Genomic DNA, 15,518 nt, shown 5'->3' on the forward strand with positions numbered 1-15,518 from the left:
CTGACTCTCCAAGGGATTCATGCCGCGCCGCCCCGCATGCGGCGGTAGCCGGACGCCACGACCGGGCGTTCGACGGACGTGGCGGAGTGGATGTCCTGGGCGGCGGCGAGACCGGACTCGATCGCCCCCTCGATCCACGCCGGATAGGACGAGCAGTGCTCGCCGGCGAAGAACAACGTTCCCTGCGGCTTGGCCGCCAGCGCCCGTTCCTCCTCCGCCGTGGCGACGTCCTTGCTCCACCGCACGGACGCGGCGCCCATGCTGGAGAAGTCCTCGCCCCAGGCCTGGGTCACCACACCCAGCACCATGCCCGGCCGCTTCAGCTCGGGGTGGATGCGGCTCAGCTCGTCGAGCACGACGCGTTCCCGTTTCTCCGGCGGGAACTGGGTGAGCGCGTCGGAGTCCGGGCCGATCGTGTAGCTCGCCATCAGCGCCGCGCCGAGCCGGGGATCGCTCTCGACCGGCGGGTAGTAGGTCTGGCGCACCAGACCACCGGTGAACGAGCCACCGCCGCTGATGCCGTCGGACTCCCAGAACGGTTCCCGGCAGTGCACCGCCATCTTGGTGGCGGGCCAGTACTGCATGTCGTGCACGGTCGCGAGCTTGTCGTCGGCCAGCCCGCTCAGCTTCATCCGCCGCACCACCGAGAACGGCACCGTGCACAGCACGTAGTCGCAGTGGCTCGCGACGACGTCCAGCCCGCGCCGCGTCTCCACCACCACGCCGTCCGGGCGCACGTGCAGCCCGACGACCTGGCGGCCGCGGTGCACCGGCCCGCGCAGGCTCTTGGCCAGCCGGACGGTGATCTGGTCCATCCCGCCTTCGAGCCGGAACAACGCCGACGAAGTCTCGACGGTGATGTCGTCGAAGAAGTGCGCGAGCCGGCTGCGCGCGGCGAACTTCGGGTTGCCCGCGAAGAACCGGTTGACGTCGAGCCGTTCGACCCCGCCGGTGCTCACGAAGTACGGCCGCACGTCGATGCCGTCGAGCAGGTCCAGCAACTCCAGGTTCAGGTCGCTGTGCAGGTTCGTCCGGAACGCGCCGGGCGCCACGGCGTTGACGCTCGCGGTCAGCCACGTCGCCGCGAGCACGGACTCCTCGCGGTACTCGCCGGGCGGCAGACCGCGGCGGAACTCCTCGACCAGCACCGAGGTCGCCTCGCGCACCCGCAGGTGCCCGGTGTGGGTCTCCAGGAAGCTGGCGTCGTCGGAGAACAACGTGCGGAACTGCCGCACCCGGTCGCTCAGCCCCAGCAGGTCGATCCACTGCATGGTCCGGTGGTGCGAGGCGGGAATCCGCATGGCGCCGACCTCGGCGAGCGGGCCCCTGGGGACGAACGAGTGGGTGCGCACCCGGCCGCCGACCTCCAGCCGCGCCTCCAGCACCTGCACGCTGTGGCCCAGGCGTTCCAGCTCGTGCGCCGCGACCAGGCCCGCCACGCCCGCGCCGAGCACGGTGACGCGCTTCGGCCGCTGCGGCCAGTGTTGTCCGCCCGACAAGACGTTCGTGTGCACCGGACTCATGGGCAGAATCGTCCCGCCGCGCCACCCCGCTCCACATCACGCGGACGGCCCGCCGCGCACGCGGTTCGGCGTGCCCAACCCGCTCACCGGAGCAGTCCACACCGCGCGACACAACGGTTTCTCACTCGTGCGGGGTGCGCGGGTCCGTCCACCCACGACACTGACGCGAAACTCTCGTGAGGAGGCCTGTCATGACAGCGCCCACCGTCGTCCAGCGAACGACCTCAGTGCGGGGACACGACGGCCTGAAGCTCGCCGCGACCGAGGTCCTGCCCGCAGGCGAACCCCGCGGCACCGCCCTGCTGCTGCACGGCGAGGGCGCCGACCGCGACCAGGGCGGGTTCCACGTCCGCCTGGCCGCGGAACTCGCCGGGCACGGCATCGCCAGCCTGCGCGTTGACCTGCCGGGACACGGTGACAGCGAAGGCACGCAGGCGGAACTGAGCCTGTCCGGCCTGCTCAACGTCATCAGCGCCGCCCTGACCCACCTGCGCGAGACCGTGGCGCCCGGTCCCGCGGTGCTGGTCGCGACCGGCCTCACCGGCGGCGTGGCGGCGGGCTATGCCGCGCGCAGGGGAGAGGAGGTGGCGAAGGTGGTCCTGTACAACCCGTTGATCGACTACCAGGAGCACTTCGCCGACGCGAACCCCGCCTGGTCAGGGGGATTCCTCGGCGCCGAGGCCGGCCGGGCGCTGCTCGCGGACGGGCACCTGCGCGTCTCGGACACCTTCGTGGTGGGGCGGGCGATGCTGAACGAGGTGTTCTGGTTGCAGCCGCGCGGGGTGCTGCCGGTGATCACCGCGCCGACCCTCGTCGTGCACCGCGTGGGCCCGCCCGGCGCGCCGGTGGAGTCGTCGCGCAGCCTGGTGGAGGCGCTCACGTGCCCGAGCCGGCTGGTGGAGATCGGGCCGCCGGTGGAGGCGCACTGGCAGGCACCGGCGATCCGGGTGACGACGGAGTGGCTGCTCGGCGAGCAGTAGAGACGAGGAGAGCGGCTCCGGGGCCCCGCTCCTCGCTGGGTTCGGCCGCCGTCGCTGCCCCGGAGTTCCCGCCCTCACAGAAAGAAGGCCCCCACCGACCTCGGTGGGGGCCTTCTTCGTTGCGCCTCAGGCACTTCGCGGCCACGACGCGTACTGGCGCAGGCCGTAGAGCAGCGGTTGCGCGGCCGACCGGTGCACGACCCGCCGCACCCTGCCGAACACCACCACGTGCGTGCCGGTGCGGTGCATGTGGTCGACCTCGCAGTCCGCCGCCGCGTGCGCGTCGTCCACCAGGTGCGGCCCGCCGACCGACTCCGGCTTCTCCCACGCGACCCGCTCGAACCGCGCGGGATCGCCGGAGGAGAACAGTTCGGCGGCCGGCCGCGCCTCGTGGTGCAGCAGGTTGACCGTAAAAGAACCGTTGCGCACCAACGCGTCCAGCGTCGGGCTGGCGTCCCGCAGGCACACCAGGAGCGTCGGCGGGTCCATTGACACGCTCGACAACGACGACACCGTCATCCCCCACGGCTCGGCGTCCTGCCCGAACGTCGTCACCACCGCGACGCCGGTCGGGAAGGCCGCCATCAGGCCGCGGAACTGGTCCATCACAACGACACCTCCTCCCGTGCCGCACCGACCCGCCGGGTGAGCACGTCCAGCAACGGGCCGGTGAGCGCGGTCGTCACGAGTGCCATCACCAGCAACGCCACGAACAGCCCGGGGGTGAGCAACCCGGCGGTGAACCCGATCTGCAGCACCACGATCTCGGTGAGCCCACGCGTGTTCACGAGCACGCCGACCCGCAGCGACGTGACCTGGTCCTCGCCACCCCAGCGCGCGCCGGCGTACCCGCCGCCGACCTTGCCCGCCACGCCCAGCACGAGCGCCAGCACCACGCCGATCCACGGGAACGCGGACACCCCGCTGGTCGACAGCGTCGCCCCGGCGACCACGAAGAACACCGGCACGAACGCCCTGCCCACCCCGCTGACCAGCGCGACGACCCGGGACCACGCCTCGCCGCGCGGCACCATCACGCCGACCAGGAACGCCCCGAAGATCGCGGTGAGCCCGAGCGAGTGCACCGCCGCGCCCGCGCCGAGTGCCACCGCGGCGAGGACGAGGGCGGTCGTGCGCGGCCGTCCGGACGCGAACTCCGACGCGGAACCGAGCGCCCGATGGCCGAACCACGCGATCACCGCGCCCGCACCGATCGTCGCGAACGCCAGCCACACACCGCCGAGGCCACCCGCCGCGAGTCCCAATGCGACGGTCAGCAGGAGCCAGGCCGGCGTGTCGATCAGCACCGACGCCATCATCGACAACCCGGAGGCACGGCCCAGGTCGGACCGCTCCTCCAGGATGCGCGCGAGCACCGGCACCGCGGTGACCGACATGGCCACCGCGAGCATCAGCACCAGCGCGACCGGGGGAGCCGTGCCCCGGACGTCCGGGGGCGCGAACCACAGCACCCACCCGGCGAACACGAGACCGGTCAGCAACGGCAGCACGAAGGCGCCAACGGTGATCCGGCCCAACGCCTTGCCACGCCACCCGCCCGTGCCGCCGCGGTCGAGGTGGTGCACCACGCCGATCAGGAACAGCACCAGTCCGGCCTCGCCGATCTGCTTCAGCACCCCGGTGAGGTCCGCCGGCAGGATCGCGGTGAACACGCCCTTGCCGAACGCGGCCAGCAGCACCGGCCCGAGCAGGACGCTCACCGCGATCTCCCCGATCACGGTGGGCATCCGCACCGCCCGCGCGAGCACCCGGCCCAGTGCCGCGACCGCGAAGAACGCGGCGAGCAACGCGCCGAGGTGCAGGGCGCTCAGCACCGTGCTCACCGCGCCCGGTGGAGTTGGGCGAAGTACTCGTACTGCGTGGGCAACGTCCGGGCGAGTTCGGCGGCCTGCTCACCGACGAGCTTGAACTCGTGCTGTGCCGACGTGGTGTCCATCAGGCCCAGCGCGGGCGACGCCTTCAGGTCGAGACCGCCGAGACCGAGCAGCATGCAGACGTAGGAGTAGGCCTCGAACCCGTGGTAGTGCGGGAAGACCGACTCGCCGTCGGGCAGCCGGGTCTGCCAGCGGTCCAGCCGCTCGGCCAGGCCGTCGGGCAACGGCCGGGTCTTGGTGTCCTTCCAGTACTGGTTGTCCTGGCGCTTGGCGGCGTAGTAGTGCACGACGAGGAACTCGCGCACGCCGTCCATCACGTTGTTGACGAGCTTGTTGTAGGACTTGCGCAGCCCGTCGTCCCAGCGCTCGTCCGGGAAGTGCTTCACCAGCTGCTCGATGGCGTGCTGGATGAAGAAGATGCCGGTCGACTCCAGCGGCTCGACGAACCCGCTGGACAACCCCACGGCCACGCAGTTGTTGACCCAGTGCCGTTCGCTGCGGCCGATGCGCATCTTGATGTGGTTGGCGTCGGCGTGCTCGGCGGCCGGGCCGACGAACGCGCGCAGCGTGCGTTCGGCCTCCTCGGGCGAGATGTAGTCGCCGGCGTAGACGTAGCCGGTGCCGATGCGGTCGAACAGCGGGATCGTCCAGATCCAGCCCGCGTCCTGCGCGGTCGCCGTCGTGCACGGGCGCAGGCCGCGGTTCTCCATGTCCTGCGGCACCCGCAACGCCACCGCGCTGTCGTTGGGCAGACTGTCCTGATAGGACTGGAACGGCTCGGCGAGCGCCTTGCCCAGCAGCAGGCTGCGGAAGCCGGTGCAGTCGATGAACAGGTCACCGGTGAGGTTCCCGTTGTCCTTGGTGACGACGTGGCTGATCCAGCCGCGGTCGTCCAGCGCGACGTCCTGCACGTCGTCGAGGACGTGCTTCACGCCCCGTGCGACCGCGTAGTCGCGCAGGTAGTTCGCGACCAGCGTGGCGTCGAAGTGGTAGGCGTAGGGGAACTGCGTGGTCTGCTCGGACAGCGTCGTCCGGTACGTGCTGCGCTGGCCCAGGCCGCCCTCGAACAGCTCGCCGTTCATCTGGCGCGGGGACTTCAGGTCGTCGCACAGGGTGCCGACCAGGAAGCAGTCCTTGTCGAAGCGGTCCGACTTCGGGTCGCGCAGCCACCAGTCCGTCAGCGGGAACCCGTCGACGACCCGCTGGCGTTCGAACGGGTGGTAGAAGTGGTGCCCCGGCTCACGCCAGTTCTCGAACCGGATGGCGAGCTTGTAGGTGGCGTTGCAGGCGGGCATCCACTCCTTCTCCTCGAGACCGAGGTACTCGAAGAAGTGCCGGACCGTGCTGAAGGTCGCCTCGCCGACGCCGATCGCGCCGACGCGCTTCGACTCCACGAGCGTGACGTCGATCCGGTCCCCGAACGCGGCCGTCAGGTAGGAGGCGGTCATCCAGCCGGCCGTGCCGCCGCCGACCACCACTACGTTCTTCAACATCTTCGGTCATACCTCCGGTTCGTGGTTACGCGGCAACGGCGTGGATCAGGCTCTGCGGGGACGAGGTCGGCGTGACGCCGTCGAGGCGCAGGCCGGCCGCCCGGAACAGGGCGTCGTACTGGTCGAGGTCGCGCTCCCGGCCGGCGTTCACGGCGAGCATCCCCAGGTCGAGCAGGGGAGCGAAGCCCGGTGCTCCCACCGGGCCGAGCGGCATCTCGACGACGACCACCCGTCCGCCGGGCCGCATCGCCCTGCGGCACTGCGTGAGGATCTCCACGCACGACTTGTCGTCCCAGTTGTGCATGACGGCCTTGAGCAGGAACAGGTCGCCCTCGGGCACGGCGTCGAAGAACGAGCCACCGATGAACGTGCACCGGTCGGCAAGCCCCGCCTTCTCGGCCTCGGCCACCGCGGTCGCCTCGACGGTCGGCAGGTCGAACACGACACCCAGCAGTGCGGGGTTGGCCTTCAGCACCGAGTGCAGCAGCGCGCCGTTCGCGCCGCCGACGTCCACCGCCGTGGCGAGGCCCGTGGTGTCGAGCAACGAGCCGATCTCGCGGGACAGGCCGTCGGTCAGCTCGGTCATGGAGTTCGAGAACCGCTCCCACTCCTGCGGCTGCGACTGGAAGTACGTCCAGATGTCGCTGCCCAGCGCGGCCTTCGTCTGCGGCTCACCGGCGCGCACGGCGTCCGGGAACCTGCCCCAGGACAGCCAGTGCCCCGGCGAGCCGTGCACGATCGCGATGTCGCGGAACGACCCCGGCACGCCCTCGCGCAGGGTCTCCAGCAACGGCGTGCTGACGAACCGGCCGTTGTCGTAGGCCACGAGCCCCTGCGAGGCGCAGGCGCGCAGCAGCCGCAGCATCGTGTCGGCGTCGACCTCCGTCAGCGCCGCGATCTCCTCCAGCGTCAGCGCGGACTCGGCGAGGTGGTCGGCGATCTTGAGGTCGGCGACGGCGTGCACGACCTGGGTGACCCAGTATCCCGTGATCATCTGCATCATCCGTGCCTGCGGCGGCATTCCGGGTGCGGTCATCGGACGGTTCCCTCCGGCGCTCTCTCCTGGGTGCGAACGTGTTCGGGCCGGAAGCCGAGCCCGATGACGCGGCTCATCAGCCACTGGGCGACGCCGAGCTTCTCGAAGATCTTCGGCGCGGGCGGCTGCCCGGAGCCGCCGAGTGCCTCGTCGATGCCGAACTTCTGCGTCGCCCGTTGCAGGCCCTGCGACAACGCCACCGCGCGTTTGCGGCGTTTCCGCACGCGTGCCAGCAGGTCGTCATCGAAGATCCGGCCCTCCTGAGCCTTCAACAGCGCGTCGGTGAGGAGGTTCGAGGTGGCGACGGCGTCCTGGACCGCGAGGTTCACCCCGAACCCCGCGACCGGGGACATCGCGTGCGCGGCGTCGCCGATGAACAGCAGACCGGGCTCGTGCCACCGCTCCAGGCGGTCGATCCGCGCCTCCAGCGGGCTGAGCTGGTCCACAGAGGACACCTCGTGCGCGCGGTCGGCGAGGAACGGCACGAGCTCGGCCAGGTCCGCGCGGAACTTGGCGAGCCCCTCACGCCGCACCCTCTCCATGCCACCGGTCGACGTCTCGTACGACATCTGCCAGTAGGTGCGGCGGTCGGTCGCGCCGAAGATCTTGCCGTTGCCGATCCGCACGCAGATGCCCTCGTCCGGATCGGTGTCCCGGCGCGAGATCGTGAAGAAGATGACGTCGAGCGACCGGCCGATCAGCGTGGGCACGAACCCCGCGTCCTTCCGGATCGCCGAGTGCCGTCCGTCGGCGGCGACCAAGAGCGTCGAGCGGATCTGCCGTTCGCCCTCGGGCCCGCGCACGCGCACACCGGCGACCCGGCCGTCCTCGTCCCGCACGACGCCCAGCGCCTCGGTCTCCATCAGCAACCGGAACCCCGGGTACCTCTTCGCCTCCGCCGTGACGAGGTCGAGGAAGTCCCACTGCGGCACGAACGCCATGTAGGGGTAGCGGACCTTCAACCGCCGGAAGTCGGCGATGTCGATGCGTTTGCCGTCCTGCACGACGCCGATCGTGCTGACCTTCTGGTGGGGCAGCGCGTGGAACCGGTCGATCAGCCCGAGCTCGTCGAGGATCTGCAACGTCGCGGGGTGCACGGTGTCGCCGCGGAAGTCGCGGTGGAAGTCGGCGTGCTTCTCCAGCACCACGACGTCCACCCCGGACCGCGCGAGCAGCAGCCCCAGCACGGCACCGGCCGGACCGCCGCCGGCGATGCACACTGTCGTCTTCTCGGCCATCACAGGTCTTTCAGGTCCATGGTGCGCAACGAGTCCCCGATGAAGGCGAGCAGGTCGCCCACGGTCGGGGTGAGGCCGAAGCCGACGCACTTGCGGGCGAGGTCCGCCACCTCGTGGAACTCGCGGGCCATCCACTCGACCGCGATGTCGGGCCGCGAGATGTACTCGGGCGTCGAGTCGAGCTCGAACGACGGCCCCGCGGTGCGCCCAGGCCGTCCCGAGGGCAGCGTCACGATCAGCTCGCCCAACGGCCGCAGCACGCCGGTCATGATGTCCAGCGACCAGTTCATCAACCGGCTGCGCCGCAACGACTTGTCCGGGCTGTACCCGAAGTGCTGCACCATCAGCTGCATGGCCATGAAGTACGACCGGTTGAACGCCTTCATCGCGATCCGCGCCGGTTCGTGCGTCACGTGGTCCATCGCCGGGTTGCCGGGCTTCAGCGTGGGGTTGCGCATCACCGGGTAGGCAGGGTTCCACGGGATCCTGCGGTCGTTGGGGCCCTTCGCCCGTTCCGCGATCAGCATCTCCGAGATCCGCAGGAACGTGTCGAAGTGCGACTCTTCCTCTGGAAGCGTCGAGGGGATCTGGCCGCCCTCGCCGTGCTCGGTGACGAAGTCGATCGCGAACACCGCGCTCGCCACGTCGTCGACTTCCAGCTGGTAGTCGGGGTGCACGGCGTTGACGGACTCGCGCATGAACAGGTGGTGGGCGCCACCGCCGCGGCCCTTCTTCACCAGGAACACGCCCGGCACGGCCTGGACGCCCTCGCGGATCGCCGCGTACAGCTCGCTCAGCGACCCGTACTGGTACGGCTCGCCGTCCGCGCGCAGGACCGTGGAGTCGTTGCCCTCGATCTCCTCGATCAGGTCGTGCGGCTGCTCCAGCGCCACGAACCGTTGCACGCTCGCGAGGTTCAGGGCTTCGAGGGAGAACTCCAGCGGCACGCAGATGTCGCTGTTGAACGTCCCGAAGTCGAGCTTGGGCAGGTGGAACGGCCGGCCCATCGCCATCAGGATGTTGTTGATGGCGAGGAAGTGCATCATCTCCTCGCGGGCGACGGACATCAGGCTGCCGCGGATGCCGTTGCTCCACGTCTCGGTGCCCTCACCGGACGCCGTGAGCAACTGCTCAGGCGTCCACTCACCGCGTTCGACTAGCTTCTTGCCGGCGCCGTGGGTCGGCACGCTGTAGGCCGCGTACAGGTACTGGACCATGGTGGCCAGCTCGATCGCCGCCGCCTGGTAGAGCGCGTGCAGCAGCTGGTCCTTGGTCGTGATCGTGCCGAGTTTGCGTTGCTGCGGCACGAAAGTCGGCGGCGTCTGCCGTTGCGCGTCGTCGGCGAGCAGGTAGCGCAGCAACATCCGGATCTGCGGCGCGCTCATGTCCCGCGTCGGCGGCATGTAGAACGTCTTGCCCTTGTGCTCGGGCGCGGAGACGTGCCAGATCAGCCGCGCGTACGGCTCGACCTTGAACTCGTCGGCGAGGCTCAGCACCTCCGACCGCATGAACGAGTACTGCAGCTCGTAGTAGGCGAGCGCCTCGCGGTACAGCGTGCGGAACGTGACGTCCTCGTCCGGCAGGTCGTCGAGGTGCCAGTGGTTCGGCAGCACCCGCACCGCGACCGAGCCGACCGCCGACCAGTAGCCCTGGGCGTCGTCGTTGTCGTACCGCTCGGCGGCCGTGCCGCCGGTGGGTTCCGGGGTGCCTTCGGGGCGCAGGACGACCCGCGTCGCGCCGCCCCGCACGCCCTTCAGCGTGATGGTGCCGCGGCCGTGCTCGTCGGTGGAGAGCACCTGCTCCGCCTGGTACTCGGCCTGTCCGGTCGGCAGGAACGCCACGAGCTGAGCGGTGTCGCGGTCGTCAGCGAGCGGCAACGCGGCCGGGTTCACGTGCTGCCGGACGTGCACGCGGTCGACCCGGGCGGGAACTCCGCGAAGGTAGGAGCGGACGGGGATCTCGACGGCGTGGTCCTCGCCGGTCCTGGTGTTCTCGTGCTCCAGGAACAACGCGGCCTCGTCGGACTCGACGACCGTCTCCTCCTCGCGGGACAGCACGGTCCCGTCGGGGTCGGTGATCACCAGCGCCTCGGCCGGGTTGCCGGTCGCGCCGTCCACCCGTGCCGCCACGACCACGCCGGACGTGCGGGAGTCCGTTGTGGACGGCAGGGTCGCGAGCAGCGTGCCGGACGCCGTGCGCACCTCCAGGTCGACCTCGGGCGTCGTGGTGACGAGGTTCGCGGTCACGTGCTCGTCGGTGACGTGCACGGAGACGTTGGGCAGCGCGGACCTCGTGGTGCGCGGGGTGATCAGCCGCCCGGCCGGGTAGCTGCGCAGCTCGGACCGGTACCAGGCGCCGATCGACCCGCGCAGCTGCCAGATGTCCGGCTGGCCCTCGCCGGTGTGCTTCTGGCCGGTGAGCCCGAACTGCACGACCAGGCCGTCCGCCTCGGTCTCGACGACCTCGCGCAGCCGGGTGAGCACGGGGGAGTCCGCGACGCCGTCGAGCCAGTGCAGACCCTCAACCTTGTCGACGGCGAACTGGTGCAGCACCGTGTGGAACTGGTTCCAGCGCGGCGGGCACATGCCGTTCACGTCCCCGGTCACCAGGTACGGCACGTCGTGCGAGCGGCCCGACCGGCCGAGCGCGAGCTGGCCGACCATCAACGTCGTGGTCCAGTTCGAAGCGGGGTCGACGTCGAACACGCGGGACCGGTTGGCCGTGCCCGCGGTGTAGTCGCAGAAGTGGCCCCAGAAGTCGAGGTTCCGTCCCACGACGAGGTCCTCGGTGGCGACCTCGCCGGGCGTGAGCTCGGTGGACACGACCTTCGCGTCGACCCAGAAGTGGCCGTTGCCCTCGAAGTTGTGGCCCTTCGAGTCCGCCAGGAAGTCGTAGTACTCCTGCACCGGACGGTCGGTGTCGAACACGCCACCGTCGTCGATGGCCTGGTTGGTCTCCAGGTCGAGCCAGCCCGCGCGCGGACCGGTGGGCAGGCGGGTGATCGCGGCGCCCGCGAAGTGCAGCCGGGGCAGGTGGAAGATGCTCACGCGTTCTCCCAGACGGCCGCGCTCATCGTGGGGATGAGGTCCTTGGTGATCCGCACGCCGGGCAGCGCCTTCTCGTACTGGAGCTGGAACTCCGTGTCGGTGAGCGGCATCGCGGCGGCGCTCATCGCCAGCCAGCGCGGGTGCAGCATCATCCGCACCGAGTCGCACGCGGCCTCGACGTCACCGGAGACGTCGTAGATGATCTTGCCGGTCTGGAACGCGTAGGCGCTCTGCTCGGCGGGGGCCGCCGCGTCGTCGGGCTGGGTCACGTCGACGATCACCAGCCGGCCGCCGGGCGCCACCAGGGACCGCAGCACGGGCAGCACCTCGTCGGCGGGTCCCATGTGGAACACCGCGTTCACCGACATCACGAGGTCGAACTGCCCGTCACGTTCAGGCGTCATCGAGGCGGCGTCCCGGCACTGGTACCGCACCGGCACGCGGGTGGGTTTCGTGGCAGCGATGTCGAGCATCTTCTGCGACACGTCGACGCCGACGACCTCGTCGTAGCGCTCGGCGAGCATGCCGCAGTTGTTGCCGCCACCGCAGCCGACGTCCAGCGCGCGGGAACCGGACGGCAACTGCTCCACGAGCCACGACCGCACCGGGCTCGTGGCGGCGTCGCGGATGACCGTGAAGCGCTCGTACAGCTCGGCCAGGTCGTCGAAAAACGCTTCCGGTGCGGTGCTCATCGAGGTCCCTCGGCTTCCGGCAGTCCACCATCTGATCGCTCCACCATCGGGCGTCCGGACAGCGCGGAGAAAGGACGGCGCGGAGAACCTGCGCGCTCGCGCAGGGTGATCGGCCGGTCACGCTCCAGAACGGGCGATGTGGAGCATCGCCGCACGTCGCGATACTGCGTTCGCACCCTCGCCGACGTGAATGAGGAAGCCGATGCGCGACGAACGCGACTGTGACGTCCTGGTGGTGGGCGCGGGCCCGACCGGCCTGTGCACCGCCCTGATGCTCACCCAGCACGGGGTGCGCGTGCGGATCGTGGACGCCAAGCCCGGTCCCGTCGAACAGGCGCGCGCCGCGATCGTGCACGCCCGCACGCTGGAGCTCTTCGACCGGCTCGGCGTCGCGGAGGCGGCGGTCGCGCGCGGCCTGCCGATCACCGACGTCGCCATCCACGAGGCCGGGCGGCACGTGGGCGACATGCCGCTCGCGGGCGAGGGCACGGGCGACCGCACGCGGTTCCCCTACGCGCTCGCGCTGGAGCAGTTCGAGACCGAGCGCGTGCTCGTGGAGGCGTTGAAGGAACACCACGTCGACGTCGAGTGGAACACCGCCGTGACCGGCCTGACCGACACCGGTGATCTCGTCGTCGTGACCACCGCCGAAGGCGCGTCGATCACCGCGCGCCGGGTCGTCGGCGCCGACGGGGCGAGCAGCGTCGTGCGCGGGTTCGTCGGCCAGTCGTTCGACGGCGAGACCTACGACCAGGCGGGCATGCTCGCCGACGTGACGCTCGACGTCGACCTCGGCGTGCGGGGCATGCGGCTCAACCTGACCCGCGGCGGGTTCGTCGGAATCCTGCCGCTGGCGTCGGGCCGCTGCCGGCTCTTCGGTGTGGTGCCACGGGAACTGGAGCAGGCGCCGGACCAGCAGAACCCCTCGCACGGGGCCTACGCGCCGCTCGCGCCCGCCGACCTGCAGCAGTGGTTCGACAGCTACTTCAAAGTGGACGCCCGGCTGAAGGAGATCGTCTGGGCGTCGATGTTCCGCTTCCACAGCCGGATCGCGTCGAAGTTCCGCGTGGGCAACGTCTTCCTCGCCGGCGACGCCGCGCACATCCACAACCCGGCGGGCGGCCAGGGCCTCAACCTCGGCGTCGGCGACGCGGTCAACCTCGCCTGGAAGCTCGCGCAGGTCGTGAACGGCGAGGCACCCGAGTGGCTGCTCGACACCTACGAGTCGGAACGCCGCCCGATCGCCCGCACCGTGCTCAAGCGCACCGACCTCGGCTTCAAGCTGGAGACCGGCAACAGCGCCGTGGCGGTGTGGATGCGCACGCACGTGGCGACCCGCGTGGTCGGCGTGGTGTCCCGGCTCGCCCCGATCCGCCGGATGTTCTTCCACATGTTCTCGCAGCTGTGGATCAGGTACCCCAGGTCGGCGGCCGTCGGCCCCGGCGCCGGAGCGTTGCGGGCGGGGGACAGGGCGCCGTACGCGGAGATCAGGCCCACCCGGGACGGCGCGAGCAGCGTGCTCGACCTGACCCACGGCACGGGCTACCACGTCCTGCTCTTCGCGGCGCAGGCGCTCGACACCGACCGGCTGGCCGCGAGCCTCGACGACCGCTACGCCGTCGCGATCACCACCCACGTGATCCCGCCGGAGGAGGAAGCGGCCTACCGCGCGTACCAGGTGAACGGCCCGTTGCTGGTGCTGGTCCGCCCGGACGGCCACATCGCGGCGGTGGCGGAACCGGAGTCTTCGAGCGTCACGGACTTCCTGGACACCGTGCTGACCCGCGTGCAGCCGACCGCCTGAGCCCATCCAGCGTCCTCGGCCCGCGGACCTGTATTCCATACCGCACAACCCAGTGGGTTCGTTTTCGAGCAGTGTTCACGTACGTGACCGGTCCCCACACTGAAGCCATGACACAGACCGACGAGTCCCGCGGCTTCGAAGATCCGGAGTACTGGAACTTCATGTACGACGAGGGCACCGCGCCGTGGCTCATCGGCGGCCCGCAACCCGCGATCGCCGCGCTGGAGGCCGCCGGCCTGATCCGCGGCCGGGTGCTCGAACCCGGCTGCGGCTCCGGTGAGCACACCATCCTGTTCACCGAGCTCGGCTACGAGGCCCTGGGCGTCGACCTCTCGCCGAGCGCGATCGCCTACGCCCGCCGCACCGCCACCGAACGAGGCGTGCCGGCCGCCCGCTTCGAGGTGGCCAACATGCTGCACCCCGAACGGCACCCGTTCCTGTCCGGCGGCTTCGACACGATCGTCGACGTGGCACTGTTCCACGGTTTTGGCGCGTACGGCGACTCCAACGCGGCCAAGGACTACGCCGCCGTGCTGCACTCGCTGACGAACCCCGGCGCCCTGGTGCACATCCTCGCCCACTCCGACGCGGCGCCCGGCCTGAGCTCCAGCATCGGCGCCGACGTGATCCCGAAGGCCTTCACCGACGGCTGGGAGGTCGAGAGCGTCGAACCCGCCCACTACGAGGGTTTCATCACCGAGCAGATCTCCGAGGTGGCCGTGCAGCGAGGCCTGCCCGCCCACGGCGAGGTCCAGCTCGCGGCGTGGCTCGGCCGCGTCCGCCGCCTCTGAAGTCCCTACGGCCGCAGCACGAAGTCCGCGCTGTGGTTGACACATCGCTGCTGCGGCCGGGGCAGACCCCGGCCGCCCAGTGCTTTGTCCAGGTGGCGGTAGGCGGTGCCGAGGTCGAGAGGCCCGGGAGTGTCGCCCAGCAACCGCAGCAGCTCACCGGTGAACTCGGTGTGGCGGTCCTCCTTCCGGTACGCGGCCTTGCGCTTGCGGCTCGTGGCCGTCAGCAGGTGCAGGTCCGCGGCGGCGGGCGCGTCCATCGCCAGACCGGAGTAGCAGCAGTCGAGGATCACCACCCGCCGCTGGTGCGAGGGGCGCTGGAGGATCTCGAACACCGAGTCCACCGGGAGCGACGTGTTCCGGGCGTGCTGCGGCTTGTCCACCGACCCCGGCAGTGCGAGACACAGCCGGTCGGCCTCGTCCCGCAGGCCGTGTCCCGTGTAGTAGAACAACACCAGGTCCGCGCTGGACGCCACGCACATCTCGAGCCGGTTGAGCACGAGCTGCGCGTCCGGCGGGTCGACGAGCACGTGCACGCCGCCGGGGTCGAAGTCCTCGACGAGCGCGTCGTGCAGGTCGTTCACGTTGGACTCGGACCAGTCGAGCTGGGACAGGCCCCTGGTGTAGGTGCTGGTGCCGACCAGCACGGCGCGCGCCCGGAGCACTCAGGCCTCGTCCAGCAGCCGCGCGATCGTGCTCCGCAGCTCCTGCGCGGCCACCGGGTCCCCGACGTCGATCCGGAGCAGTTCTCCCTTGTGCGTGGCGGAGACCCGCAGGGTGATCCGCCTCGACTTGGTCCGCTCGGTCAGCCAGTCGAGGAACGGCCGGCCCAGCGGCACGGAACCGGACGGCACGATCACCGCGTCGGCGGCACCGCCCAGTTCGCCCTCACCGGGACCGTTGATGCGAAGCCTGCCGCTGCCGCGCAGGTCCTCGTCCATCCAGTCGAGGAGGTCACGGGCGTTGCGGTCGTTCTCGGGCTCGTCGCCCTCGAACTCGAAGAGGAACTCGTCCTTCACCGG

General features: G+C 70.6%; 13 protein-coding genes. 3 read left to right on the forward strand and 10 right to left on the reverse strand.

What is annotated here, in order from left to right:
* Positions 1 to 17 precede the first annotated feature (17 nt).
* Positions 18 to 1,523, reverse strand: a complete 1,506-nt coding sequence (locus ACFWNN_RS08955; protein WP_382439323.1) for a flavin monoamine oxidase family protein — start codon at positions 1,521 to 1,523, stop codon at positions 18 to 20.
* Between the two features lie 191 nt (positions 1,524 to 1,714).
* Here ACFWNN_RS08955 and ACFWNN_RS08960 point away from each other — a divergent pair, with 191 nt between their 5' ends.
* Positions 1,715 to 2,503: an alpha/beta hydrolase gene (locus ACFWNN_RS08960; RefSeq protein ID WP_382439324.1), complete on the forward strand. Its 789-nt coding sequence runs from the start codon at positions 1,715 to 1,717 to the stop codon at positions 2,501 to 2,503.
* Between the two features lie 126 nt (positions 2,504 to 2,629).
* Here ACFWNN_RS08960 and ACFWNN_RS08965 read toward each other — a convergent pair whose 3' ends face one another.
* From ACFWNN_RS08965 to ACFWNN_RS08995, 7 genes are read right to left on the reverse strand one after another with little or no spacing between them, the layout of a single operon-like run.
* Positions 2,630 to 3,109: a flavin reductase family protein gene (locus tag ACFWNN_RS08965; RefSeq protein WP_382439325.1), complete on the reverse strand. Its 480-nt coding sequence runs from the start codon at positions 3,107 to 3,109 to the stop codon at positions 2,630 to 2,632.
* The gene (locus ACFWNN_RS08970; protein ID WP_382439326.1) at positions 3,109 to 4,347 is read right to left on the reverse strand and encodes a cation:proton antiporter; all 1,239 of its coding nucleotides are present in this window, start codon (positions 4,345 to 4,347) and stop codon (positions 3,109 to 3,111) included. Before ACFWNN_RS08970 ends, ACFWNN_RS08965 begins: the two co-directional genes overlap by 1 nt.
* Positions 4,344 to 5,891: a tryptophan halogenase family protein gene (locus tag ACFWNN_RS08975; RefSeq protein ID WP_382439327.1), complete on the reverse strand. Its 1,548-nt coding sequence runs from the start codon at positions 5,889 to 5,891 to the stop codon at positions 4,344 to 4,346. Before ACFWNN_RS08975 ends, ACFWNN_RS08970 begins: the two co-directional genes overlap by 4 nt.
* Positions 5,892 to 5,916: 25 nt before the next feature.
* On the reverse strand, positions 5,917 to 6,927 hold the full coding sequence (locus tag ACFWNN_RS08980; RefSeq protein ID WP_382439328.1) for a methyltransferase: 1,011 nt from the start codon (positions 6,925 to 6,927) through the stop codon (positions 5,917 to 5,919).
* Positions 6,924 to 8,165, reverse strand: coding sequence for an FAD-dependent oxidoreductase (locus tag ACFWNN_RS08985; protein ID WP_382439329.1), 1,242 nt, complete (start codon positions 8,163 to 8,165; stop codon positions 6,924 to 6,926). Before ACFWNN_RS08985 ends, ACFWNN_RS08980 begins: the two co-directional genes overlap by 4 nt.
* A complete protein-coding gene (locus tag ACFWNN_RS08990; RefSeq protein ID WP_382439330.1) occupies positions 8,165 to 11,212 on the reverse strand; it encodes a ferritin-like domain-containing protein in 3,048 nt (1,015 codons plus the stop codon). Before ACFWNN_RS08990 ends, ACFWNN_RS08985 begins: the two co-directional genes overlap by 1 nt.
* Positions 11,209 to 11,904: a class I SAM-dependent methyltransferase gene (locus ACFWNN_RS08995; RefSeq protein ID WP_382439331.1), complete on the reverse strand. Its 696-nt coding sequence runs from the start codon at positions 11,902 to 11,904 to the stop codon at positions 11,209 to 11,211. Before ACFWNN_RS08995 ends, ACFWNN_RS08990 begins: the two co-directional genes overlap by 4 nt.
* A gap of 202 nt (positions 11,905 to 12,106) precedes the next feature.
* On the opposite strand from ACFWNN_RS08995, the gene ACFWNN_RS09000 reads away from it, so the two are divergent.
* The gene (locus ACFWNN_RS09000; protein ID WP_382439332.1) at positions 12,107 to 13,708 is read left to right on the forward strand and encodes an FAD-dependent monooxygenase; all 1,602 of its coding nucleotides are present in this window, start codon (positions 12,107 to 12,109) and stop codon (positions 13,706 to 13,708) included.
* Between the two features lie 107 nt (positions 13,709 to 13,815).
* On the forward strand, positions 13,816 to 14,499 hold the full coding sequence (locus ACFWNN_RS09005; protein WP_382439333.1) for an SAM-dependent methyltransferase: 684 nt from the start codon (positions 13,816 to 13,818) through the stop codon (positions 14,497 to 14,499).
* A 5-nt stretch (positions 14,500 to 14,504) separates the two neighbouring features.
* On the opposite strand, the gene ACFWNN_RS09010 is transcribed toward ACFWNN_RS09005, so the two are convergent.
* Together ACFWNN_RS09010 and ACFWNN_RS09015 are read right to left on the reverse strand one after the other, a co-directional pair.
* Positions 14,505 to 15,161: a caspase domain-containing protein gene (locus ACFWNN_RS09010; RefSeq protein ID WP_382439334.1), complete on the reverse strand. Its 657-nt coding sequence runs from the start codon at positions 15,159 to 15,161 to the stop codon at positions 14,505 to 14,507.
* Entirely contained in the window at positions 15,162 to 15,515 is a 354-nt protein-coding gene (locus tag ACFWNN_RS09015) for a hypothetical protein (protein WP_382439335.1), read from the reverse strand. It abuts the gene before it with no gap.
* Between the last annotated feature and the right edge of the window lie 3 nt (positions 15,516 to 15,518).

Source organism: Lentzea sp. NPDC058450, from assembly GCF_042721395.1.
Lineage (GTDB): Bacteria > Actinomycetota > Actinomycetes > Mycobacteriales > Pseudonocardiaceae > Lentzea.